Origin of the sequence: Ensifer adhaerens (genome assembly GCF_002940685.1) — a bacterium.
Lineage (GTDB): Bacteria > Pseudomonadota > Alphaproteobacteria > Rhizobiales > Rhizobiaceae > Ensifer > Ensifer adhaerens_E.
Map to the genome: position 1 here is coordinate 65,068 of NZ_PNFP01000020.1, position 23,479 is coordinate 88,546.

Consider the following 23,479-nt stretch of genomic DNA (forward strand, 5'->3'; position numbering starts at 1 on the left):
AACCGGCCAGAACTTTCCGGCCGGTTTTGGTGATCGGGTTACCGCATCTTACGCAACGCCGCCCAAGCAGACGTATTTGATCTCGGTAAACTCCTCGATGCCGTAGCGCGAGCCCTCGCGTCCGAGGCCCGAAAGCTTGACGCCGCCGAACGGCGCTTCGGCCGTGGAGATGAGCCCGGTGTTGACGCCGACCATGCCGTATTCCAGCGCTTCGGCAACCCGGAACACGCGCGCCAGGTCCTTGGCATAGAAGTAAGAGGCAAGGCCGAACTCGGTGTCGTTCGCCTGCCCGACCACGTCCGCCTCATCAGTGAAGCGGAAGAGCGGTGCCACCGGGCCGAAGGTTTCTTCACGCGCGACCGCCATCGCCTGGGTGACGTCGGCCAGAACCGTCGCCTCGTAGAAGGTGCCACCGAGCGTATGACGCTTGCCGCCCTGGATGACGCGCGCACCCTTCGAGGTGGCATCGGCGATGTGCTCTTCCACCTTCTCCAGCGCCGCCTTGTCGATCAACGGCCCGAGGATCACGCCCTCTTCGAGGCCGTTGCCGATCTTCAGCTTGGCGACCGCCTTGGCGAGCTTGTCGGAGAAGGCGTCGTAGACCTTGTCCTGCACATAGATGCGGTTGGCGCACACGCAGGTCTGACCATTGTTGCGGAACTTGGCGATCAGCGCGCCTTCGACCGCTGCGTCGAGGTCGGCATCGTCGAAGACGATGAACGGCGCATTACCGCCGAGTTCCAGCCCGAGCTTCTTGATGGTGGCGGCACTCTGACGATAGAGTTCCGCACCCACCTCGGTCGAGCCGGTGAAGGTGAGCTTGCGCACGACGGGGTTCGAGGTCATTTCGGCGCCGATTTCGCGGGCGGAACCGGTGATGACACTGAAGAGACCCTTCGGCAGGCCGGCGCGCTCGGCGAGAATTGCGATGGCGATGGCCGAGAACGGCGTCTGGGCCGCGGGCTTCAGCACCATGGCGCAGCCGGCGGCAAAGGCCGGGCCGGCCTTGCGGGTGATCATCGCATTGGGGAAGTTCCAGGGCGTGATCGCCGCGACGACGCCGATCGGCTGCTTCATCACCAGGATGCGCTTGTCGGGCTGATGGCCGGGGATCAGGTCGCCGTAGATGCGGCGCGCCTCTTCGGCGAACCACTCGACGAAGCTTGCGCCATAGACGATTTCGCCGGTCGCTTCGGCAAGCGGCTTGCCCTGCTCGAGCGTCAGGATGCGGCCGAGATCCTCCTTGTTCTCGATCATCAGCTCGAACCACTTGCGCAGGATGCCGGCGCGCTCCTTGGCCGTGCGCGCCGCCCAGCCCTTCTGGGCCACGCGCGCGGCCTCGATCGCAGCCTTGGTTTCCTTGGCGCCGAGCTTCGGCACGCGGCCGATGATCTCGCCGGTCGCCGGGTTGTTCACCTCGATCGCATTTGCCGCGTCCGCCTCGATCCACTCGCCTCCGACGAGGGCTGCCTGGCGAAACAGTGATGGGTCTTTAAACGACATGATCCGTCCTCTCTCGAAATCTACAGAACTTATACAACTTTTTTCCTGGAAACAGCAATGACCCACGCGGCCGTTTCTGAACTTTCCTGATTGAGCTCCGGCAGAGGCGCTTGCGTTTCCGTGGCCCCACCCCCGTTTCATCGACACCGGTCCTCATGTAGCGTTCGAACCGAATCAGACCATGGGCCGCCAATCGGTCCAACGGATTTCCCAAGTTCACGCGACACCGAGAAGAGGCTTGTCATGACGGCGACCGACAACAGAAAAGCTGACCACCCGATCGATGCCATGTTCATCGAGCGCTGGTCGCCCCGCGCCTTCACCAACGAGGAAATCGACGAAAAGACGCTGCTTTCGTTTTTTGAAGCGGCCCGCTGGGCGCCTTCCGCCAGCAACCGGCAACCCTGGCGCTTCGTCTATGCGCGCCGCGGGACGGATCGCTTCCCGGCACTGCTCGACACGCTCGACGAGGGGAACCAGCGCTGGGCGAAGAACGCGGCAGCACTTCTGATCGTGATCTCAAGAACGCATAATGCAGCGCAGAACGGCGAGATGCGGCATGCCTATACCCACGCCTTCGACACCGGGGCGGCCTGGTACAGCCTCGCTTTGCAGGCCTCGCTTGCGGGATGGCACACCCATGGCATGGCGGGCATCGATCGCGACAAGGCGATGCACGCCCTCAGCGTTCCCGAGCACTACCGGGTCGAAGCCGCCATTGCGATCGGCCGGCTGGCTGATCCCTCGACGCTGCCGGAAGATCTGCGCGCACGCGAAATCCCGAGCCAGCGCAAGCCGGTCAGCGAATTCGCTTTCGAGGGCCAGTTCAAGGGCGAATGACGCACCAACAAAAATCTCGGCTCCCAACAAAAATCCCGGCTCAAGGCCGGGATTTTTCTTGTCTCTGCAGAGCCTCGATCAGATGTCGAGGTTGGCGACGCTCAGCGCATTTTCCTGGATGAAGTCGCGACGCGGCTCGACCTCGTCACCCATCAGGCGCGAGAACAGGCCGTCGGCATCGGTGGCGTCGGTAACCCGGACCTGCAGCAGCGAGCGGACGTTCGGGTCGAGCGTCGTTTCCCAGAGCTGCTCGGCGTTCATTTCGCCAAGACCCTTGTAGCGCTGCATCGACAGGCCCTTGCGGCCGGCGGCGAAGATCGCGTCGAGAAGCGCACGCGGGCCGCTGACCTCCTGCGTGCCGTCACGGCGACGCAATACCGGCGGTGCCGAATAGACCTCCTTCAGCTTTGACGCCAGCTGGTCGATGTAGCGGGCATCGGACGAACCGATCAGCGCCATGTCGAGCACTGCGACTTCCTTGACGCCGCGAACCATGCGTTCGAACCGCAACCCGCCTTCGGTGGTGACGGTACCGGTCCAGCCGCGCTCGGTTTCCTCGGCGATGACGTCGAGACGACGCGCGATCTCGGCGGCGGTCTTTTCGTACTCGTCGCGCTGGCCGTTGAGCTCGACGTTCAACGCGCCGGCAATGGCCGCCTGCTCGACGATCGCCCGGTTGTAGCGCGAGTGAAGCCCGTTCATGAGGTTGCGCAGGCGCAGCGCGTCGGTGATCACCTCACGCAGGTCCTGGCCGGCGCGGACTTCGCCCGATTCAAGCTGCAGCGTCGCTTCCTCGAGGCCCATCGTGATCAGGTAATCTTCGAGCGCCTGCTCGTTCTTGAGATACTGCGCCGACTTGCCGCGCGTCACCTTATAGAGTGGCGGCTGGGCGATATAGATGTGGCCGCGCTCGATCAGTTCCGGCATCTGCCGGAAGAAGAAGGTCAGCAGCAGGGTGCGGATGTGAGCGCCGTCGACGTCGGCGTCCGTCATGATGATGATCTTGTGATAGCGCAGCTTGTCGGCGTTGAACTCGTCCTTGCCGATCGACGTGCCGAGCGCGGTGATCAGAGTACCGATTTCCTGGCTCGACAGCATCTTGTCGAAGCGCGCACGCTCGACGTTGAGGATCTTGCCACGCAGCGGCAGGATTGCCTGGTTTTCGCGCGACCGGCCCTGCTTGGCGGAACCGCCTGCCGAGTCCCCTTCCACCAGGAAGACTTCGGACTTTGCCGGGTCCCGCTCGGAGCAGTCGGCCAGTTTCCCGGGCAGCGACGAGATGTCGAGCGCGCCCTTGCGGCGCGTCAGTTCGCGCGCCTTTCGGGCGGCTTCGCGGGCGGCAGCGGCTTCGACCACCTTGCCGACCAGGATCTTGGCTTCGCTCGGGTGCTCTTCGAACCAGGTGCTGAGCGCTTCGTTGACCAGGCTTTCGACGACCGGGCGCACTTCCGAGGAAACGAGCTTGTCCTTGGTCTGCGACGAGAACTTCGGATCCGGAACCTTGACCGAAAGAACCGCCGTCAGGCCTTCGCGGCAGTCTTCACCCTGCAGCGTGACCTTTTCCTTCTTTGTGATGCCGGAAGAGTCCGCGTAGGACGTGACCTGTCGGGTCAGCGCGGCGCGGAAGCCGGCCATGTGCGTACCGCCGTCGCGCTGCGGAATGTTGTTGGTGAAGCAGAGCACGTTTTCGTGGTAGCTGTCGTTCCACCACATCGCCACCTCGACGGTGATGCCGTCCTTCTCGCCACGAATGGCGACCGGCTTGTGCACCAGCGGCTTCTTCGCCCGGTCGAGATAGGCGACGAAGGCTTCGAGGCCACCCTCATACATCAGCTCGTCCTGGCGGATGTCGGAATGACGCTTGTCCGTCAGCATGATGCGGACGCCAGAGTTGAGGAAGGCGAGTTCGCGCAGCCGGTGTTCCAGCGTGCCGTAGTCGAATTCGGTCTTGGAGAAGGTCTCGGCACTCGGCAGGAACGTCACCTCGGTGCCGGTCTCGTCACCCGCATCGCCGGTGACGGCAAGCGGACGATCGGCAACGCCGTGGGTGAAGCTCATTTCGTGGATCTTGCCATCGCGGCGGATCTTCAGCTTCAAGGAAACCGAGAGCGCGTTCACCACGGACACGCCAACGCCATGCAGACCGCCCGAAACCTTATAGGAGTTCTGGTCGAACTTGCCGCCGGCGTGCAGCTGGGTCATGATGACCTCGGCGGCCGAGATACCCTCTTCCTTGTGGATGCCGGTCGGGATACCACGACCATTGTCGGTCACCGTCACCGAACCATCCGGATTGAGCGACACCGTGACGATGTCGGCATGGCCGGCCAGCGCCTCGTCGATCGCGTTGTCCACGACCTCGTACACCATGTGGTGCAGACCGGAACCGTCGTCGGTGTCGCCGATATACATGCCCGGCCGCTTGCGCACGGCATCCAGGCCCTTCAGCACCTTGATGGAATCGGCACCATATTCGGCGCTGGCGCCGGTTTCGGTCTCAAGATTGTCGGTCATTCAGCTACGGGTCTTTCCAGGTTCTTCGGACATGGTGATTCGTTGCGAATCACGTCTCGGACGCCTCGAGGACTATAGAAAATTTGTCCACGGTTCCAAATCCCGACCGCCAGGCAGCGGCCGGAAACAAGCATTCATCCCCTGTCATTATCAGGAAATGTGGCTTTTTCCAAAACATCTTGCAGCTTGCGGATCGTCTCGGGAGACAAAGCGCGAATTTGCTCGCTGAGCCGGTTGGCAAAGGCCGTGTGCTCCGGCGTCAGGCCCGACGTGTCGAGCACCGTTTTCGGCGAGGAAACATTGGCAATGCGGAACAGATCCTCCGCCTCGTCCCAGATCACATTGAAGTAGCCGGTGACGCGCTGGAGGAAATCGAAGCTCGGCGCGCCGCGCTTTCCGTGCTCGAGCGCGGACAGATAGGCAGCAGAAACGCCGATCGCCTTTGCCATCTCCTTCTGCGACACGCCCTTGCGGCGCCTGAGTTCGCGCAGAGCCTGGCCGAAAGGTGTCATAGCGCGCTGCCTCTCACCCGTGCCAGGCGAACATAGAGTGCGCCGTCGCCGCCATGATTGCGGGCGGCCGGCTCGTAGGACGAGATCAGCGGCCGGAATTCGGGCAGTGAGAACCAGAGCGGCACCGCCCGCTTCAAGGCGCCGTCGCTGCCGAACGAGGTGCCCTTGCCGGTGATGACGAGCACGTGCCGCAGCCCCCGCTCGTGCGCCCTCAGCAGAAACTGGAGCAAGAGGCCGTGCGCCTCGCTCTGGATCATGCCGTGGAGGTCGATCCTGCCCTCGAGCACCAGGTGTCCCTTGGCAAGCTTGCGTTTGACCGGGCGTTCCAGGGGATGATGCACCTTTTCGCCAGGCTTCTTCGTCAGGGCAATGCCCGGCTGCTCGGGAGCTGCCGCCGGCTGTTGCGGCTGCCGCTTCGCGCTCGCCTCTTCCGGCGCCTTCGGCTGCTCGTCCTCGGTCAGCATGTGCATCAGCTCGTCGAGCCGACCCGGCATCGGTCTCGTCGAGCGGGCAACCTTGCCCCAGAGAATGCGATCCTCGGCCGAGAGCTTCCTGTTCTTAGCCATGGCCGTAACGAGCCGCGGCCGCCTTGGGAACGAAGACGTAGAAATCGGCGGCGTTGCGAACGGCTCCGGCCCGCTCGCCGGCCTCGAAACCGGACCCGGTGAAGATGTCGCCGCGCGCTGGGCCGACGATCGCCGAGCCGGTATCGAGCGCCAGCATCAGGCGCTGGAAGGGTTTTCCGTCATCGAGGCGCGTCAGGCTCTCGCTCGCGACATAGAAGGGTACGCCGAAAGTATGGATCAGACGATCGACGGCCAGCGAGCGGCCCGGTTCGAGCGAAACCTTGGCGGCGGCGATCGGCCCCAGGTGCTCGTCCTCCACTTCCGCTTCGCGGAAGAAGATGAACGACCGGTTGTGCCAGAGGACCTCATCGACCTCGTCGGGATGCGCTTCCAGCCAGTCGCGGATGCTCATCATCGAGACGGTGGCGGCATCGATCTTGCCGCGCTCGATCAAGAGCTTGCCGACGGCTGAGAAATAGTGGCCGGTCTTGGCGGCATAGGTGACGCGCCGACGGGCGCCATCCGGGAACCGGAGCCGCGCCGCACCCTGCACATGCACGAAGAAGACCTCGACCTTGGACTTCGCATAGGCAATCTCCAGGCCACGGCCGGCAAGATAGCCCTGCTCGATCGCTTGCCTGTCCGGATGCTCGCGGATCCGGCCACCCTCGGAAAGTCCGAAGGCGAAATAGGGATCCATGCCTTCGGGCCGATTTGCATCGGTGATGTCGACGAGATCGTCGGGGCGGCGGTAGAGCGGGTAACGGTAGATCGCGTCCGGTTCGGCGCGCACGTCGATCTCGGGCTCGTAGAAGGCCGTGACAAATCCGGAACCCGTTTCGGTGACGATCCGGAACGGCACGAAATGCGCTTCGAAGAACGCCCGTGCACCTTCTTCTCCTTCACCGGCCTGCCCAAGCGACGCGGAAAAGGCCGGCAAAAGGTCGTCGACCGAAATTCCGAGAGAACCTGTGCGATAGGGTTTGACGGTCGAGACATGCTGGTGACAGCGACGCATCGCCTCGATCACTGTGATCGGATCATCATGCTGCCAGCCCGGAAGATCGGAGAAACGGGCTGGCTCAAGTCGATAGGACATCGGTACCGCGTCCGCTCAGTTTTCGGATTCGGTGGCGATCAGCTTCCAGTTCGGATCCCGCGAACGAATGTCGCGCGCGAAGGTCCAGAGATCGTTGACCTCCGCAACCGACTCGGCGTCGCCGTCGATCAGACCGCCCTGCTTGTCATAGGTCGCCGAAATCAGCTGGCTGACGATGCGAACGGTGATGTTCTCTTCGCTGTCCTTCACTTCGGCGTGAATGATGTCAGCCTTGTCGATGCCGACGAAGGTGGACTTCACCACCTCGCCCTTCCGCTCGCGATCGGTGATCGCGGCATCGAAGCCTTCATAGACCTCGCGGGACAAAAGGTTCTTCAGCGTCTTGCGGTCGCCGTCCGCAAAGGCCATGACGATCATCTCATAGGCCATCTTGGCGCCGTTGACGAACTCCTTGGGATCGAAACCCTGATCGGCATCGCTCAGCGCCCGCAGCTGGGTGTTGAGCGTCGTTCCGGTCTTGGCGAAGGCATCGATCGATTCGTAGCGGCTCGCTTCTTCGTCCGCAGTCTCGCGTCGCGGCAACTGCACGACCTTGCCCTTGTCGCCGTTTTCAGGCCCCTGGCTCATGTCTCGCGGCGAATACGGGTCAAACGGCGGCCGCTCGTTCCCGGTCCGGCGGCCCAAGACGCTGCGCAGTTGCAGGAAAATGACCACCGCGGCGATCAGGAAAAAAAACGTGATGAAGTCAAAAGAGCCCATTTCCACCCGGAACCGCTGTTAGAATTTCTCGTGGCTATTCCATATAGTCCGCAAGAATAGATCATTCAAATGGCGATGTCGCACCCTTAGACGGGGATGTGACACCAAGTTTCATTTTCGGGCAGCATCGATGCGTTCATTTCTTATCCTCCTTGTCATCTTCGGCCTCCCGCTCGCCGAGATCGCCGGTTTCGTCGTCGTCGGCCGGGAGATCGGGCTTCTGATGACGCTGCTTCTGGTGCTGCTAAGTGCATTTGTCGGTGTTATCCTGCTGAGAGTCCAGGGATTTACCGTCATTCGCCGGATGCAGGACGCCACCCGGAACGGCAGTGATCCGGGCCGGGAGGTGTTTGGAGGCGCCTTGCTGTTCGTTGCCGCAATCCTTTTGGTCGTGCCGGGCTTCGTCAGCGATGTCATCGGTCTCCTGCTGTTTCTGCCTTTCGTGCGCAATGCCGTTGCCGGTTTTCTGCGCAAGCGGATGACGATTGTGACCGCGGCCTCCGGGGCGGGCTGGACGCAACCGCGCGAACCGCGCCCCTCGCCGCGCGTCATCGATCTCGGCGAGGGTGAATTCTCCCGCACGGACGACGAGGATCCGCCGCAGGTCGGCGGCGGCCACCGGCCCTAACCCAAAACGCCTACGGCAGAATGCGCGAACGGCACTCTATCGCCCATATTCCGGAGCATGCTTGCGGTCTCCCGCCCTGGAGCGGAAGCCCGCGCATACGCCGAAAGCGCCGGGCCCGCAGGGTTGTAAGCCCTAGGCCGAAATGCTAGATGGCCTCACCTATTTTTGTCGAGGAACCCTTATGACGACTGATACCGCATCCAACGGCAACGGCAGCGCGCAGCAGAGCCCGACGCTGAACATCCTCGCCCAGTATATCAAGGACCTTTCCTTCGAAAACCCGGGCGCGCCGCGTTCGCTGCAGGCCCGTGACAAGGCGCCGTCGATCAACATCAACGTCAACGTCAATGCCAACCCGCTCGCAGAGAACGATTTCGACGTCGTCCTCTCGCTGAACGCAGAGGCCAAGGATGGCGACCGCGTTCTGTTCAACGTCGAGCTCGCCTATGGCGGCGTCTTCCGCGTTGCCGGCTTCCCGCAGGAGCACATGCTGCCGCTGCTCTTCATCGAGTGCCCGCGCCTGCTGTTCCCGTTCGCCCGTCAGATCGTTGCCGACGCGACCCGCAATGGCGGCTTCCCGCCGCTGATGATCGACCCGATCGATTTCGCGCAGATGTTCGCCCAGCGCATGGCCGAAGAAAAGGTCCGCGCCCAGGTTTCGAACGAAACCGCAAACTGATCGATTTTCAGATCGCTGAAACGAAAAGCCCGGCCAATGCGCCGGGCTTTTTCGTATCCGCCTTATTCCTGGGGTTCGTATTTCGCCCAGATCGCCTTGGCGCCGATCTTGGCGACCAACGCCGCATGGGCGGCGAGGTCCGCCTCCGAGAGCCGGTTCGGCAAGGGGCGCGGCCGCTGACCGATTAGGATCGGCGCGTCGTCGAGATCGATCGCCTGATCGGTCGATTTGCCGGACACGAGACCGAGCGCTGCCTGACGGCCGCCGATCATCTCGATGTAGACTTCCGCCAACAGCTCGGAGTCGAGAAGCGCGCCGTGCTTGGCGCGATGCGAATTGTCGATGCCATAGCGACGGCAAAGCGCGTCGAGCGAGTTCGGCCCCATCGGGTTCTTGCGGCGGGCAAGCGCCAGGGTGTCCGTTACCCGGTCGATGGCGATTGGCGGCATGCCCAGACGCGCGAACTCGGCGTTGATGAAGCCCATGTCGAAAGTGGCGTTGTGCGCGACCCAACGCGCATCGCCGAAGAATCCGAGGATCTCCTCGACCACATCGGCAAACGGCGGCTTGTCCTTCAGGAAGTCATCGGTAATCCCGTGGATGGCGAGCGCATCCGGGTGAACCTTGCGGCTGCCGGGATTGATGAAGATATGCAGCGTGCGGCCGGTCGGAAACTGGTTCTCGAGCTCGACACCGCCGATTTCGATCACCCGGTCCTCGCGATTGTCGAGGCCCGTCGTTTCCGTATCGAAGATGATCTCACGCATCCGTGTCTCCGCTGCTGGCTGTAAGTGTGTCGACGACGGCCTTCACTTGGGCCCGGGTGACGTCGAAACTGTCGCTGGTATCGATGATGTAGTCGGCGCGTTTACGCTTTTCGCTGTCCGGGACCTGCCGCGCAAGGATCATCGCAAGTTTTTCCTCGGTCATTCCCGGGCGCTTCAGCGCCCTTTCGCGTTGCAGTTCGGCCGAACAGGACACGACGACGACGCGATCGACCCGCTTTTCCGCGCCCGTCTCAAACAGCAGAGGAATGTCGAGGACGACGAAGGGCGCGTTGGCAGCATGGTTTTCCGCGAGGAACTCCCGCTCCTTCCCGCGCACCAGCGGATGGACGATGGCCTCGAGCTCGCGCAATCGCTCCGGCGCCTGCATCAGCTGGCGCGAGAGTTCGGCGCGATCGACCTGCCCATCTCTGGTGCTTCCGGGAAAAGCGGCCTCGACCGGCGCGACCGCCTCACCGCCATAGAGCTGGTGCACGACCTCGTCGGCATCGTTCACCGGCACGCCGAAATCGCGAAACATCTGCGCGGCCGTCGACTTGCCCATGGCGATCGATCCGGTGAGCCCGAGGATAATCATCAGTGCCTGTCCATGTCGTCGATGATGCGTTGTCGAAGGGCGGCATCCACCGTCGGCCGACAGCCGAACCAGAGCTCGAAGCCGGGCACGGCCTGATGCAGCAGCATGCCCAGACCGTCGACGATCGCAAAGCCCTGCACTTCCGCCTGCGCCAGGATCGGCGTCTTCAAGGGTACATAGACAATGTCCGTGACGACGGCGCCAGACGCCATGACGGAGAAGTCGATCACCGGTGCTTCGCTGCCGTCCATGCCGAGCGAGGTGGTGTTGATAAACAGGCCCGCGCCGGTCATCAGCTCCTTGAGTGCAGCCATCGGATGGGCTTCGACCGCCGGGCCGAACCGGTCGGCAAGTTCCCTCGCCCGCTCGAAGGTTCGATTGACGACATGGATCGTCCTGATGCCGCGGTCGCGAACCGCCTGGATGATGGCGCGGCTGGCGCCACCGGCGCCGAGAACGACCGCGGTCGACGTCCTGTCCCAACCGGCCGCCCGCTCGTCGAGATTGGCAACGAAGCCGCGGCCGTCAGTGTTGGTGGCGTGCACCTTTCCATCCCGAACCCACAGCGTATTTGCGGCGCCGAGTTCCAGGCTCAGTTCATCCGGCCGATCCGCCAACCGACAGGCCGCTTCCTTGTGAGGGATCGTGACATTGCCACCGCAGAAGCCGGACGTGCCATCCTTGAGACCGGCAATGAAGGCCGCGAAGTCTTCCGGCTTGACCTCATGGGCGCGATAGCTGCCGGGCAGACCAAGCTGTTTCAGCCAATAGCCGTGAATGAGCGGTGAGCGGGAATGCTTGATCGGATAGCCGGTGACGAAGGCGTGGTTAACAAATGTTTCACGTGAATCACGCATCGATCGTTCCCAGTTCACGAAGTTTGGAAAGCAGCGGCAGCATCGGAAGGCCGAGGATGGTGAAGTAGTCGCCCTCGATCTTTTCGAAGAGTTGAATGCCCTCGCCTTCCAGCTGGTAGGCGCCGACGCTCGAAAGCGCCTTGTCGCCCACACGCTCCAGGTGGCGCGCGACGAAATTGGCCGTCAGCGGTCGCACGGTCATATGGGCGGAAGAAACATGCCGCCAGACGACCTCGTCACCACGCAGGAGCACGATCGCACTGTTCAGACGGTGAGTCCGGCCTGAGAGCGACAGCAGGTGTTGAGCCGCCTCCGCCATATTCTTCGGCTTATGATAGACCCGCATGTCCAAGGACATGGTCTGATCCGATCCGATCACCAGCGCGTCGGCGAAATGCCTGGCGACATCGCGCGCCTTGGCTTCGGCCAGCGCCAGCGCCACGGTTTCAGGTGCAGCGCCTGCGTCTTCGAGCGGCTTTTCCAGCGCGCGTTCATCAATATTGGCCGTCTTCGCCTCGAAAGCGAGGCCGGCATTTTCCAGGAGCGCACGGCGAAACGGGCTTGCCGAGGCCAGGACGAGTGAAGCATTCATCACGCAGGTTCCCGTATTGTTCGAATCGGTCTAACGCAGACGCGGACGCAGGGCAACGATGGCCGCCGCGGTTTCCTCGATCGAACGGCGCGTGACGTCGATGACCGGCCAGTTGTTGCGCGCACACAGAGAGCGGGCATACTTCAGCTCCTCGGTGATCGAGGCCTTGTCCGTGTACTGATCGCCGTGAAACCCTTGCGTCGTTCCGAGCACCCGGTGCTGACGCACCTGCGAGATGCGGTCGGCCGTGGCGATCAGCCCGACGACGAGCGGCTTCGTCGCCTCCATCAATCTTTCTGGCAGCGGCACGCCGGGGACGATCGGGATGTTGGCGGTCTTGATGCCGCGGTTGGCGAGATAGATGCTCGTCGGGGTCTTCGACGTCCGGCTGATGCCGACGAGAACGACGTCCGCCTCGTCGAAATCGGCAGGCAGCTGACCGTCGTCATGGTCCATGGTGAAATTGAGCGCGTCGATGCGGGCGAAATACTCCGCATCCATCACATGCTGGGCGCCGGAGCGCCGCCGCGATGGCGATCCCAGATAGGACTGGAAGAGATCGATGATCGGATCGAGCACCGAGACGCAAGGCACGCCCATCTCCCGGCAGCGGCGATCGATGATATCGGCGAGCTCCCGGTCGACGATCGTGTAGAGCACGATGCCAGGCGCGCCGTCGATCGCGTCGAGAACCTGAAGCAGCTGTTTGCGGTTGCGGATCAGCGGATAGACGTGTTCCAGCGCATGCGAACTCTGAAATTGGGCGGCCGCGGCGCGTCCGGCGGCAATCAGAGTCTCGCCCGTTGAGTCCGAAATCAGGTGAAGGTGGAAGTAGTTTTTCTTGTTCTCCACGCAATTCTCCGGGTGCTGTTGATAAGCCGGGATGACGGACAGCTAACGACGCGGTGCCGATCCAGGCAAGTGGAAAACACCCGAGTTATTCACAATTGGCGCTGTCGCGGAAATCGTTCCGCGGCAAATGTGGAAAAGACTCGCGGCGACGACAAAGTGTCACGCGTATCAACTGCTTCTCCACAGGCCGGCCAAAAATCAGCTGCGACTTAGGGCGCTGATTCAAAAAGCTTATTCTGGATTGACCACGCAGTTTTTCCAGAGATCGATCTCGTTGTCCTCTCAGATGGACCGATGATCCGTGATCGTGGACAAGTCGCTGGGTTGTTTTAATCCTTGATACCCACCGACTCTAAGAAATAGAAACCTTCTAAATATCTTTGATTTTAAATTGGGAGAGATGATCCGTGACCGAAACGCGCAGAAAGGTTCTGGAGGTTTTGGCAGGGAAGACGGTGTCTCCGCCTCCGATCTGGCTCATGCGCCAGGCGGGCCGCTACCTGCCGGAGTACAGGGCAACGCGCGCTGAAGCGGGAAGCTTTCTCGATCTCTGTTACACACCCGATCTCGCAGTCGAGGTGACGCTGCAGCCGATCCGGCGCTACGCTTTCGATGCGGCCATTCTCTTCTCCGACATCCTGGTCATCCCCGATGCGCTGAAACGCAATGTGCGCTTCGAGGAAGGCCATGGGCCGCGAATGGATCCGATCGACGTCGAAGGTATCCGCAGCCTCAAGCCTGAAGGTATCGCTGAGCACCTCCAGCCCGTCTTTGAGACGGTCTCGCGGTTGCGGACGGAGCTTCCCTCGGAAACGACGCTGCTCGGCTTCTGTGGCGCGCCCTGGACGGTTGCGACCTATATGATCGCCGGACAGGGGACGCCGGACCAGGCCCCTGCCCGTCTCTTTGCCTATCGCAATCCCGAAGCCTTCGACCATCTGCTCTCGTTCCTGGCGGATGTCTCGGCCGACTATCTGGTACGGCAGATCGATGCCGGAGCCGACGCGGTGCAGATTTTCGATTCCTGGGCGGGCGTTCTCGGCGAGGAAGAATTCGCCCGCTACGCCATCAAGCCGGTGCAGCGGATCATTGCCTCCGTTCGGGCGCAGAGACCGCAGGCGAAGATCATCGCCTTTGCTAAAGGCGCGGGACAGCTCCTGAACGGATATCGGCAGGCGACCGGCGCCGACGCCATCGGCCTCGACTGGACCGTTCCGCTCTCCTTCGCCAAGGATCTGCAGAAGGAAGGCCCGGTCCAGGGCAATCTCGACCCGATGCGGGTTGTCGCCGGCGGGCTGGCGCTCGAGGAAGGAATCGACCGTATTCTCGACGCGCTCGGCCATGGCCCGCTGATCTTCAATCTCGGCCATGGCATCACGCCGCAGGCCGATCCGGATCATGTGTCGGCGCTCGTCGCCCGTGTTCGCGGAGCGCGCTGATGGCTGAAAGGCAGACGGATCAGGCGCCCGGCAACAGGGCGCGATTGAGAGCAGCAATCGCAATTGGCTGCTTCGCGGCACTTCTTGCCGGCCTGTTCGTCTGGCAGCCTGACGATCTCTATCTCTGGATCAAGGCGCTGCATGTCATCGCGGTGATGTCCTGGATGGCGGCGCTGCTCTACATGCCGCGGTTGTTCATCTACCACACGGATGCGGAAGCCGGCTCTGCCCAGTCGGAAACCTTCAAGATGATGGAGCTGCGGCTTTTGAAGGTCATCATGAACCCGGCGATGATGATCTCCTGGGTGCTGGGGCTTTATCTCGCCTGGAGCGCCTATGGTTTCCAGGGCGGCTGGCTGCATGCCAAGCTTCTTTTCGTGGTGCTTTTGACCGGCGTCCACATGCGCTTCAGTCGTGCCGTGCGCGCCTTCCAGCGTGACGAAAACAAGCACGACGCGCGTTACTGGCGGTTGATGAACGAGGCCCCTACCCTGTTGATGATCCTCATCGTCATCATGGTCGTGGTGAAGCCATTTTGAATTTAATCGATTTGCCGCTTGTCATAGTCGTTTCTAATTTGCGACAACCCCTTGCAGGGTTTCACGTGAATCGCTATTTTCTGCCATCTCCTCTTCATGGCTTGTGACAAAGACAAGAGCCTGCCCCTTCCAGCTGCAGCTCCCTAACGAATACTCGCCATCTCCCCACTACCCATACCAAACATGGATCCTTCATGGCTGAAATGAAGCTACAAGAACTCAAGAACAAGACGCCGACCGATCTTCTCGCCTTTGCCGAGGAGCTCGAGGTGGAGAACGCCAGCACGATGCGCAAGCAGGAGCTGATGTTCGCGATCCTCAAGATGCTCGCAGCTCAGGATATCGAGATTATCGGCGAAGGCGTCGTTGAAGTGCTGCAGGACGGCTTCGGCTTTCTTCGGTCCGCCAACGCAAACTACCTGCCCGGTCCCGACGACATCTACATCTCGCCTTCCCAGATCCGCCGCTTCTCGCTGAAGACCGGCGACACGGTCGAGGGCCCGATCCGCGGACCGAAGGAAGGCGAGCGCTACTTCGCCCTCCTCAAGGTCAACACCATCAATTTCGACGATCCGGAAAAGATCCGTCACAAGGTTCACTTCGACAACCTGACGCCGCTCTACCCGAACGAGCGCTTCAAGATGGAACTCGACGTCCCGACGTCGAAGGATCTTTCCGCCCGCGTCATCGATCTGGTGGCGCCGCTCGGCAAGGGCCAGCGCGGCCTGATCGTCGCACCGCCGCGCACCGGTAAGACCGTTCTCCTGCAGAACATCGCCCATTCGATCACCGCCAATCATCCGGAATGCTACCTGATCGTTCTCTTGATCGACGAACGTCCGGAAGAAGTGACGGACATGCAGCGTTCGGTGAAGGGCGAAGTCGTGTCCTCGACCTTCGACGAACCGGCGACGCGCCACGTTCAGGTTGCGGAAATGGTCATCGAGAAGGCCAAGCGCCTCGTGGAACACGGCCGCGACGTCGTCATTCTGCTCGACTCGATCACCCGCCTCGGCCGCGCCTACAACACCGTCGTTCCCTCATCGGGTAAGGTCTTGACCGGTGGTGTCGACGCCAACGCGCTGCAGCGGCCGAAGCGCTTCTTCGGTGCCGCCCGCAACATCGAGGAAGGCGGCTCGCTGACGATCATCGCAACGGCGCTCATCGATACCGGCAGCCGCATGGACGAAGTCATCTTCGAAGAGTTCAAGGGCACCGGCAACTCGGAAATTGTGCTCGACCGCAAGGTGGCCGACAAGCGCATCTTCCCGGCGATGGACATTCTCAAGTCCGGTACGCGTAAGGAAGACCTGCTCGTTCCGCGCCAGGATCTGCAGAAGATCTTCGTGCTGCGCCGCATCCTTGCGCCGATGGGCACGACCGACGCGATCGAGTTCCTGATCGATAAGCTGAAGCAGACGAAGAACAACGGCGACTTCTTCGACTCGATGAACACGTAAGACGCGTTCACCGGACGATTGCCGAAACCGGCCGACCTATGGTTGGCCGGTTTTTGCATTTCAGAAACTTAGCCGGATTCAATTTCCGAGATCGATTCGGTTTCGCAATGATCGCCAGTTTGCCTCGCCGTCAGATCGCATCGCGTCCGCTGATTCACGTGAAACACGCGGAGCCCATGAAAGAAGGCAATGCTGCGAGACCTTGAAATTTCAGCGTTCTTTCGGCATAAGCACGCCGACCCTTTGAGATGACCGTTTGGCTCCGCGTGAGCGCGCTTCGCGAAGCATAACGATCTGGTCCAGGATTTCGACGATCCCCATTGTTTCGGCCAGGGAGGCGCGCTGTGTTGCCTCCGCGGTCACTGCAGGTGAACCAATGACAGCGACGCACACGATCTATGCGCTTTCCAGCGGGGCTCTCCCCGCCGGTGTTGCGGTCGTGCGTCTCAGCGGAGACCGCACGGAAGCGGTGCTGCGGGCACTGTGTGGCGATGTGCCGCCGCCGCGGATGGCGACGCTGCGATCGATTCGGTCTCGTAACGGTCACACGATTGATAGCGGCCTCATCCTCTATTTTCGTGGGCCGGCGTCTTTTACCGGAGAAGACTGCGCGGAATTTCAGATCCATGGCGGCCGGGCGGCGGTCAACGCCCTGCTTGAGGAACTCTCCGCCTTCGACGGTCTGCGTCATGCGGAAGCAGGTGAGTTCTCGCGCCGCGCCTTCCAGAACGGCCAGCTTGACCTGGTCGAGGTCGAAGGGCTCGCCGACCTGATCGTCGCCGAAACCGAGATGCAGCGCCGTCTCGCGATCGAGCATTCCGGCGGTGGACAATCGAAGGTCTATGCGGCTTGGGCGAAACGGTTGACCCACGCGCGGGCGATGATCGAAGCCGAGCTCGACTTTGCCGACGAAGACGATGTGCCGGGTTCGGTGGGCGCACGCATCTGGCAGGACATGGCTCTGCTGTCGCAGGAGATCGCGGCCCATATTGCCGATGCGCCGATCGCCGAGATTATCCGGGACGGGCTGAGGATCGTGATCGCCGGCGAGCCGAATGCCGGCAAGTCGAGCTTGCTCAATGCACTGGCCCAACGCGACATTGCCATCGTCACCGAGATTGCTGGCACGACGCGGGATGTTCTCTCTGTCGATCTTTCCTTAGCCGGATTCTCCGTAAAGCTTTACGACACGGCGGGCTTGCGGGAAACCGACGAGAAAGTCGAGCAGGAAGGTATTCGTCGCGCGCGAGAAGTTATCGAGAGAGCAGATCTGATCCTGCTGCTCGCCGACACGGTGGGCGGATTTGACGTCATTTCCGACTTCGCGTCCGACACGACGCCGGTTCTGCGTGTGGGTACGAAGCTGGATCGCGGCAATGAAGACTGGCGCAGCGGTTCCGCCGATGTCCTGATCTCGACGAAGACCGGGGACGGCATGGACCATCTGCTGGATGCGATCGCGGCCCATTTGCCCGATCTCAGCGGGCGGACGTCCTTGTCTCTGCCGTCGCGGCAGCGTCATGTGGACAGCTTGCGGCAGGCGCAGCGGGCGATCGATGACAGCCTGGCGAGGCAGGACCTGGGCCTGGACATCCGTGCGGAACTGTTGCGCCTTGCTGGCGACGCAATTGGGCGGATAACCGGCCGTGTGGATGTCGAGAACCTGCTGGATGTGATATTTTCAGAGTTCTGTATCGGGAAGTAATCTGTAGGACACGGTGACCACAACGTGTGCGAGTCCTTCGTTGTGTTTCACGTGAAACGATTCGTGCCGGGTCAAGACCCGGAGAAGAGGCAATGATGCAATTTGACGTTATCGTCATTGGCGGTGGCCATGCCGGCTGTGAAGCCGCTGCCGCTGCCGCGCGTCTGGGCGCCAACACCGCGCTGATCACGCATAAGGCGTCCACGATCGGCGTTATGTCGTGCAACCCGGCGATCGGTGGTTTGGGCAAGGGACACCTGGTACGCGAAATCGATGCGATGGACGGGCTGATGGGCCGCGTCGCCGATGCGGGCGGCATCCAGTTTCGCCTGCTCAATCGCCGCAAGGGACCGGCAGTGCGCGGGCCGCGTACCCAGGCCGATCGTCGCCTTTATCGTGAAGCGATGCAGCGCGAGATAGCGACCATCGCCAACCTGACCGTTATCGAAGGAGATGCCTTCGATCTGCTGGAAGAACAGGGTCGCATTCAGGGCGTCGCCATGAAGGACGGCCGGAGCTTTCAAGCCAAGTCCGTCGTGCTGACGACCGGCACCTTCTTGAAGGGTCTAATTCACATCGGCGACCAGAAGATTCCGGCCGGGCGTGTGGGCGAAGAACCGTCCGTGGGCCTCTCGGGAACGCTGCTGCGATTTGGTTTGAAGCTGGGTCGTTTGAAGACCGGGACGCCGGCGCGTCTCAATGGACGCACGATTGATTGGGACCGTGTCGGCCGGCAGGGACCGGACGAGGATCCGGTGCCCTTCTCGTTCATGACCGACCGGATCGTGAATCGGCAGATCGATTGCGGCGTGACACGCACAACGGAAGCGACGCACAAGATCATTGCCGACAATATCGGCAAGTCGGCGATGTACTCCGGCCAGATCGAGGGTGTCGGGCCGCGCTATTGTCCGTCCATCGAAGACAAGATTGTCCGCTTCGGAGAAAGGGACGGCCACCAGATCTTCCTCGAGCCGGAGGGGCTTGATGACGACACGATCTACCCGAACGGTATCTCGACGTCGCTGCCGGCCGATATCCAGGAGGCCTTTATCAAGACGATCCCCGGTTTGGAGAGCGTCGCCATCCTGCAGCCGGGTTATGCCATCGAGTATGACCACGTCGATCCGCGCGAACTCAATGCGACCCTTGCGGTGCGCAAGATGCCGGGACTGTTCCTGGCCGGGCAAATCAACGGCACGACCGGTTATGAAGAAGCGGGAGCACAAGGTCTCGTCGCCGGTTTGAACGCGGCGCTGACGGCAACCGATCGCCCTGAGGTGGTGTTCAGCCGAACGCAGTCCTATATCGGCGTCATGATCGATGACCTGACGTCGCGGGGTATCACGGAGCCCTATCGCATGTTCACATCCCGCGCGGAGTATCGTCTGTCGCTCCGTGCCGACAATGCCGACGCACGGCTGACGCCGCTCGCGATGGAACTCGACTGCATCTCGGAAGCCCGTCGGGATCGCTTTGTCGATTGGCGTGCGCGTTTCGACGAAGGCCGCGCACTGTTGCAGAGCCTGTCGGTCACACCGGCCGAAGGCAACCGCCATGGCCTCAAGCTCAACCAGGATGGTCAACGGCGCACGGCCTTTGAGGTCCTGTCCTATCCGGATCAGACGATCGCGGGGCTCCAGCCGATCTGGCCCGAGCTGTCATCCATTGGTCCGTGGGTGAGCGAGGCACTTGAGATCGATGCGGCCTATGCGGTCTATATGGATCGCCAGGCGGCGGACATCGCCGGCATCCAGCGCGAGGAGAATCTCGTCATACCCGATGGCTTCGACTTTGACATGCTCTCGGGTCTTTCCAATGAGCTGAAGCAGAAGCTGAAGCAGCAGGCGCCGCGCAACCTGGCTCAGGCGATGAAGGTCGATGGGATGACACCGGCGGCAGCGTCATTGATTTTGGCATGGTTGAAGCGGCAGAACCGAACCGTAGAACGTGAAGAGAAGGCCGGCGTACAATGAAGGCGAGTCCAATCGATGTGTTGAACGGACTGCGTGTTTCACGTGAAACGAATGAACGCTTAGAGCATTTTGCCAGGCTGTTTCAGAAGTGGGCGAAGTCGATCAATCTTGTCGCGCCATCCACTGTGGAGGATCTTTGGCGCCGGCATATCGTCGACAGTTTGCAACTGGCGCAGTTGTCGCCGGGTCCGAAGACCTGGGTCGACCTCGGCAGCGGCGGCGGCTTTCCAGGCGTCATCACGGCGATCTATCTCGCCGAGTTTGGCGACGGTTGGGTTCATCTCGTCGAGAGCAACAACAAGAAGGCAGCCTTTCTGCGCGTCGCTCTGGCGGAAACCGGTGCACGCGGTTCGGTTCACCCGGTTCGAATCGAAGACGCAGGCGCGATGGTCCCCCGCGCGGACGCGGTTTCGGCGCGCGCCCTCGCCGATCTCACGCTGTTGCTCGATTATTCTGCGCCGTGGATGATGGCGAACGAGCAAAAAGCGGTGGCGTATTTCCATAAAGGGCGGGATTACCAGCGCGAAATCGACAAAGCCGTTGGCCGCTATCAATTTGATCTGGTAAAACATCCAAGCGTGGTCGAGCCGGATTCTGTCGTGCTCGAGATCGCAAATCTGTCACGCAAGGCTTAGTGATCGGCGAGCGGAAACATGTTTGGTGGCAAAAACCGGATCATCACAATCGCAAACCAGAAGGGCGGCGTCGGCAAGACTACGACCGCTATCAATCTGGCAACCGCACTGGCGGCTATCGGCGAGCGCGTTCTGATCATCGACCTCGACCCGCAGGGCAACGCCAGCACCGGGCTCGGCATCCAGCGCCGTGACCGTAACCTGTCGTCCTACGAGCTGATGATGGGGTCGCATGGAATCGGCGAGATCGCGCAGCAGACCGCGGTACCCAACCTTTCGATCATCCCGTCGACGATGGACCTTCTTGGTGTCGAGATGGAGATTTCGCAGGAAGCGGATCGCGTCTTTCGTTTGCGCAAGGCCTTGGTTAGCCCGGCTGCGATGGAGTATTCCTACGTGCTCGTCGACTGCCCGCCGTCGTTCAACTTGCTGACGATGAATGCGATGGCGGCTGCCCATTCTGTACTCGTGCCGCTGCAGTGCGAGTTCTTTGCGCTCGAGGGCTTGAGTCAGCTGCTGGAGACGGTGGATCAGATTCGCCGGACGGTGAACCCGAGCCTGGACATCCAGGGTATCGTTCTGACGATGTTCGATTCCCGCAACAACCTGGCGCAACAGGTCGTCAGTGATGTGCGGACGCATCTCGGCGACAAGGTTTACCACACGCTGATTCCGCGCAATGTTCGCGTTTCGGAAGCGCCATCCTATGGCAAGCCGGCGATCCTCTATGACCTGAAATGCGCCGGCAGCCAGGCTTATCTGCAACTGGCATCCGAAGTCATTCAACGTGAGCGCCAGCGCAAGGCGGCATAATCATTTCGGTAGCGAAATTTAACTCGGGTGACGATATGAACGACGATAGCTCGAAGAGACGGCTCGGTCGCGGATTGGCCGCGTTGATCGGCGAGATGGATCAGCCGTTGCAGACGGGTGCTGCTGCCCCCGCCCCGGTCAATCCGGATCGGCGTGTGCCGATCGAGTTCGTATCGCGCAACCCACGCAACCCGCGTCGGCAATTCGATGAGGCCGAACTGCAGGACCTTGCCAATTCGATCCGCCAGCATGGCATCGTTCAACCGGTCGTCGCCCGGACGATCGGCGCTGATCGCTACGAGATCATCGCCGGCGAGCGCCGCTGGCGGGCAGCACAGTTAGCCGGGTTCACTGAAATCCCTGTTATCATTCGTGACGTCGACGATCGCACGGCGCTCGAAATCGCCATCGTCGAAAACGTTCAGCGTTCGGATCTCAATCCGCTCGACGAAGCGCTTGGCTATGAACAGCTGATCGCAGAGCATGGCTATACGCAGAACGATCTCGGCGAAATCATCGGCAAAAGCCGAAGCCACGTCGCCAACAGCCTGCGTCTTCTCAAACTGCCGGAGCCGGTTCGCGACATGCTGTCGGAAGGTACGCTGTCGGCCGGACATGCGCGCGCGCTCATTCCAACATCGGATCCAGCCACCCTCGCCCGGACGATCATCGCCAAGGGCCTTTCGGTACGTGACGCCGAGCGGATCGCGCAGAACGATATCCGGGCGCAGAACGATCCCAACTACGGCAAGACCGCTCGTCGCGACGAGAAGGATGCGGATACGCTGGCGCTCGAGCGCACGTTGTCCGATAGCCTCGGGCTTGAGGTGAGTGTGAACCACAAGGCGTCCGGTGGCCATCTGCGCATCGCTTACAAGACGCTGGACCAGCTTGAAGAAATCTGCCGGCTGCTCGAGCGGCGCTAAGGCGTCCCTGTAAGATTTCTCGTTCGACTACCGATGGCGCGTCGCCCCCGTGGAGCGGCGCGCCTAATCATCTGATATAATGATGTCTTCTGGACGCCTCTGAATCTCGGCCGTTGATTTGGACGTATCCGTCCGTCTCCGGCGAACACGCCTTGAACCTGTCGGCGGAACTCGAACGCCAGGCGGCTAACACGGAGACGATCCTGGCAAAACAAGTCAGCGGCGGGCCGACTGCACCGCGATCGCCATCAGGTTCTGCAGCACCAGGCTTTCTTCCAGGCTCGCGCGGCTGCGGCTTTGAAAGATGGTCGTCTGCAGACGGTTGAGTTCGCGGCGGATGGCCGGGCTCGACCAATGTTTCAGGGCTGCCTCGACGATCGGCTTGCGGCGAAAATGCAGGCCACGCCCGAGCATCGCGATCACCTGCCCCGCCTGCTGGCGGCTCGAATCCATTTCGGCCCGCATCACGTCGAGCTGCTGAAACTGGCGCAGGCAGGCCTGAAGCACCAGAAAGGCCGGCGTCTTGGAGGTGGTGATCTTCTGCATGGCATGCAGCAAGCCGTCGAGATCGCCCTTCAGCACGGCATCGACAGCGTCGTCCACGGAGATCGCACTGGCATCACCAACGATATCGAGTACGTCCTCTTCATCGACCGTCGACTTGCCACGGCAGTAGAGTGCAAGTTTGCGCAGCTCATTTCGCGAGGCCAGGCGATCGCCGCCGAGTGCCTCCAGGAGCCGCTGCCGCGCCGGAGGGCTGATGCCGAGTTTCTCGTCACCAAGTTCCTTGTCTATCAGCGCCTGCAGGCTGCGCACATCATCGCTGTAGCAGGCGATGCAGGCGACCGACCGTGCGCTTTCGCCGAGCTTGCGAAGCGCTGCGCCCTTCTTCAGGTCGCCCGCCTCGACGATCACATAGCTTCCGCTCGGTGGCTCGGAGGAAAGGATCTGCAGCGCGTCGACCAAGGGCTTTTCGTTGGCCGCACCACGGACCCAGACGAGCTTTTCTCCGCCGAACAGACCGATCGAATTGACCTCGTCGAGCAGCCGGCCGGGCGACTGCGTCAGTTCGCTGACGTCGAGCTTCAGCAGGGAAAAGGGATCGTCGAGCGGCACGCCGCAACGGGCGGCGATGGAAGAGGCACGCTCGGAGACGAGCCCGCGGTCGGGCCCGTAGAGGATGAAAAGCCGGTAGACCCCGGCGGACTTCTGGAGGAAGGAGTCGAACTCGTGCGACTTGACCTCGCTCATGCCGACACCGG

23 protein-coding genes are annotated in these 23,479 nt (G+C 61.7%); 11 read left to right on the top strand and 12 right to left on the bottom strand.

The window, feature by feature from the left end:
• Positions 1-48: 48 nt before the first annotated feature.
• Positions 49-1,503: an NADP-dependent succinate-semialdehyde dehydrogenase gene (gene gabD, locus C1A35_RS30245; RefSeq protein WP_104667940.1), complete on the bottom strand. Its 1,455-nt coding sequence runs from the start codon at positions 1,501-1,503 to the stop codon at positions 49-51.
• Between the two features lie 243 nt (positions 1,504-1,746).
• Here gabD and C1A35_RS30250 point away from each other — a divergent pair, with 243 nt between their 5' ends.
• A complete protein-coding gene (locus C1A35_RS30250) occupies positions 1,747-2,343 on the top strand; it encodes a nitroreductase family protein (RefSeq protein WP_104667941.1) in 597 nt (198 codons plus the stop codon).
• Between the two features lie 78 nt (positions 2,344-2,421).
• Here C1A35_RS30250 and gyrB read toward each other — a convergent pair whose 3' ends face one another.
• The 5 genes from gyrB to C1A35_RS30275 all read right to left on the bottom strand — a co-directional run bounded on the left by gyrB (position 2,422) and on the right by C1A35_RS30275 (position 7,754).
• Positions 2,422-4,857 (bottom strand): DNA topoisomerase (ATP-hydrolyzing) subunit B, encoded by a 2,436-nt coding sequence (gene gyrB / locus C1A35_RS30255; RefSeq protein WP_104667942.1) that lies wholly within the window; start codon positions 4,855-4,857, stop codon positions 2,422-2,424.
• A 134-nt stretch (positions 4,858-4,991) separates the two neighbouring features.
• Complete coding sequence (locus tag C1A35_RS30260; protein WP_077968548.1) at positions 4,992-5,369, bottom strand: helix-turn-helix domain-containing protein; 378 nt, start codon at positions 5,367-5,369, stop codon at positions 4,992-4,994.
• Entirely contained in the window at positions 5,366-5,935 is a 570-nt protein-coding gene (locus C1A35_RS30265) for a Smr/MutS family protein (protein ID WP_104667943.1), read from the bottom strand. Before C1A35_RS30265 ends, C1A35_RS30260 begins: the two co-directional genes overlap by 4 nt.
• The gene (gene mltA, locus C1A35_RS30270) at positions 5,928-7,034 is read right to left on the bottom strand and encodes a murein transglycosylase A (RefSeq protein WP_104667944.1); all 1,107 of its coding nucleotides are present in this window, start codon (positions 7,032-7,034) and stop codon (positions 5,928-5,930) included. The genes C1A35_RS30265 and mltA overlap by 8 nt, the downstream gene beginning before the upstream one ends.
• Positions 7,035-7,049: 15 nt before the next feature.
• Entirely contained in the window at positions 7,050-7,754 is a 705-nt protein-coding gene (locus tag C1A35_RS30275; protein WP_104667945.1) for a Tim44/TimA family putative adaptor protein, read from the bottom strand.
• Between the two features lie 130 nt (positions 7,755-7,884).
• On the opposite strand from C1A35_RS30275, the gene C1A35_RS30280 reads away from it, so the two are divergent.
• Positions 7,885-8,382: an FxsA family protein gene (locus C1A35_RS30280; RefSeq protein WP_104667946.1), complete on the top strand. Its 498-nt coding sequence runs from the start codon at positions 7,885-7,887 to the stop codon at positions 8,380-8,382.
• A gap of 181 nt (positions 8,383-8,563) precedes the next feature.
• The gene (secB, locus tag C1A35_RS30285) at positions 8,564-9,061 is read left to right on the top strand and encodes a protein-export chaperone SecB (protein ID WP_060521526.1); all 498 of its coding nucleotides are present in this window, start codon (positions 8,564-8,566) and stop codon (positions 9,059-9,061) included.
• A gap of 62 nt (positions 9,062-9,123) precedes the next feature.
• Here the strand turns inward: secB and dnaQ are convergent, their stop codons facing one another.
• From dnaQ to C1A35_RS30310, 5 genes are read right to left on the bottom strand one after another with little or no spacing between them, the layout of a single operon-like run.
• Positions 9,124-9,828 carry a DNA polymerase III subunit epsilon gene (dnaQ, locus tag C1A35_RS30290; RefSeq protein ID WP_104667947.1) on the bottom strand — a complete coding sequence of 235 codons (705 nt, stop codon included), beginning with the start codon at positions 9,826-9,828 and terminating at the stop codon, positions 9,124-9,126.
• Positions 9,821-10,423: a dephospho-CoA kinase gene (coaE, locus tag C1A35_RS30295; protein WP_104667948.1), complete on the bottom strand. Its 603-nt coding sequence runs from the start codon at positions 10,421-10,423 to the stop codon at positions 9,821-9,823. The genes dnaQ and coaE overlap by 8 nt, the downstream gene beginning before the upstream one ends.
• The gene (locus C1A35_RS30300; RefSeq protein WP_104667949.1) at positions 10,423-11,280 is read right to left on the bottom strand and encodes a shikimate dehydrogenase; all 858 of its coding nucleotides are present in this window, start codon (positions 11,278-11,280) and stop codon (positions 10,423-10,425) included. Before C1A35_RS30300 ends, coaE begins: the two co-directional genes overlap by 1 nt.
• A complete protein-coding gene (locus tag C1A35_RS30305; RefSeq protein ID WP_104667950.1) occupies positions 11,273-11,872 on the bottom strand; it encodes a Maf-like protein in 600 nt (199 codons plus the stop codon). Before C1A35_RS30305 ends, C1A35_RS30300 begins: the two co-directional genes overlap by 8 nt.
• A 30-nt stretch (positions 11,873-11,902) precedes the next feature.
• Positions 11,903-12,724, bottom strand: a complete 822-nt coding sequence (locus tag C1A35_RS30310) for a pyruvate, water dikinase regulatory protein (RefSeq protein WP_104667951.1) — start codon at positions 12,722-12,724, stop codon at positions 11,903-11,905.
• A gap of 407 nt (positions 12,725-13,131) precedes the next feature.
• Between C1A35_RS30310 and hemE the strand changes: the two genes are divergently transcribed.
• From hemE to C1A35_RS30350, 8 genes are all read left to right on the top strand, one after another.
• A complete protein-coding gene (hemE, locus tag C1A35_RS30315) occupies positions 13,132-14,163 on the top strand; it encodes a uroporphyrinogen decarboxylase (protein ID WP_104667952.1) in 1,032 nt (343 codons plus the stop codon).
• Positions 14,160-14,702: a protoporphyrinogen oxidase HemJ gene (gene hemJ, locus C1A35_RS30320; RefSeq protein WP_199773072.1), complete on the top strand. Its 543-nt coding sequence runs from the start codon at positions 14,160-14,162 to the stop codon at positions 14,700-14,702. Before hemE ends, hemJ begins: the two co-directional genes overlap by 4 nt.
• Before the next feature lie 194 nt (positions 14,703-14,896).
• On the top strand, positions 14,897-16,162 hold the full coding sequence (gene rho / locus C1A35_RS30325) for a transcription termination factor Rho (protein WP_089044254.1): 1,266 nt from the start codon (positions 14,897-14,899) through the stop codon (positions 16,160-16,162).
• A 376-nt stretch (positions 16,163-16,538) separates the two neighbouring features.
• Entirely contained in the window at positions 16,539-17,867 is a 1,329-nt protein-coding gene (gene mnmE, locus C1A35_RS30330; protein ID WP_104667954.1) for a tRNA uridine-5-carboxymethylaminomethyl(34) synthesis GTPase MnmE, read from the top strand.
• A 92-nt stretch (positions 17,868-17,959) separates the two neighbouring features.
• On the top strand, positions 17,960-19,843 hold the full coding sequence (gene mnmG, locus C1A35_RS30335) for a tRNA uridine-5-carboxymethylaminomethyl(34) synthesis enzyme MnmG (RefSeq protein ID WP_104667955.1): 1,884 nt from the start codon (positions 17,960-17,962) through the stop codon (positions 19,841-19,843).
• Entirely contained in the window at positions 19,840-20,478 is a 639-nt protein-coding gene (gene rsmG, locus C1A35_RS30340; RefSeq protein WP_104667956.1) for a 16S rRNA (guanine(527)-N(7))-methyltransferase RsmG, read from the top strand. The genes mnmG and rsmG overlap by 4 nt, the downstream gene beginning before the upstream one ends.
• A gap of 18 nt (positions 20,479-20,496) precedes the next feature.
• Positions 20,497-21,291 carry a ParA family protein gene (locus C1A35_RS30345; protein ID WP_104667957.1) on the top strand — a complete coding sequence of 265 codons (795 nt, stop codon included), beginning with the start codon at positions 20,497-20,499 and terminating at the stop codon, positions 21,289-21,291.
• A gap of 35 nt (positions 21,292-21,326) precedes the next feature.
• Entirely contained in the window at positions 21,327-22,217 is an 891-nt protein-coding gene (locus C1A35_RS30350) for a ParB/RepB/Spo0J family partition protein (RefSeq protein WP_104667958.1), read from the top strand.
• Positions 22,218-22,433: 216 nt separating this feature from the next.
• On the opposite strand, the gene holA is transcribed toward C1A35_RS30350, so the two are convergent.
• On the bottom strand, positions 22,434-23,468 hold the full coding sequence (gene holA / locus C1A35_RS30355) for a DNA polymerase III subunit delta (protein ID WP_104667959.1): 1,035 nt from the start codon (positions 23,466-23,468) through the stop codon (positions 22,434-22,436).
• Positions 23,469-23,479 lie beyond the last annotated feature (11 nt).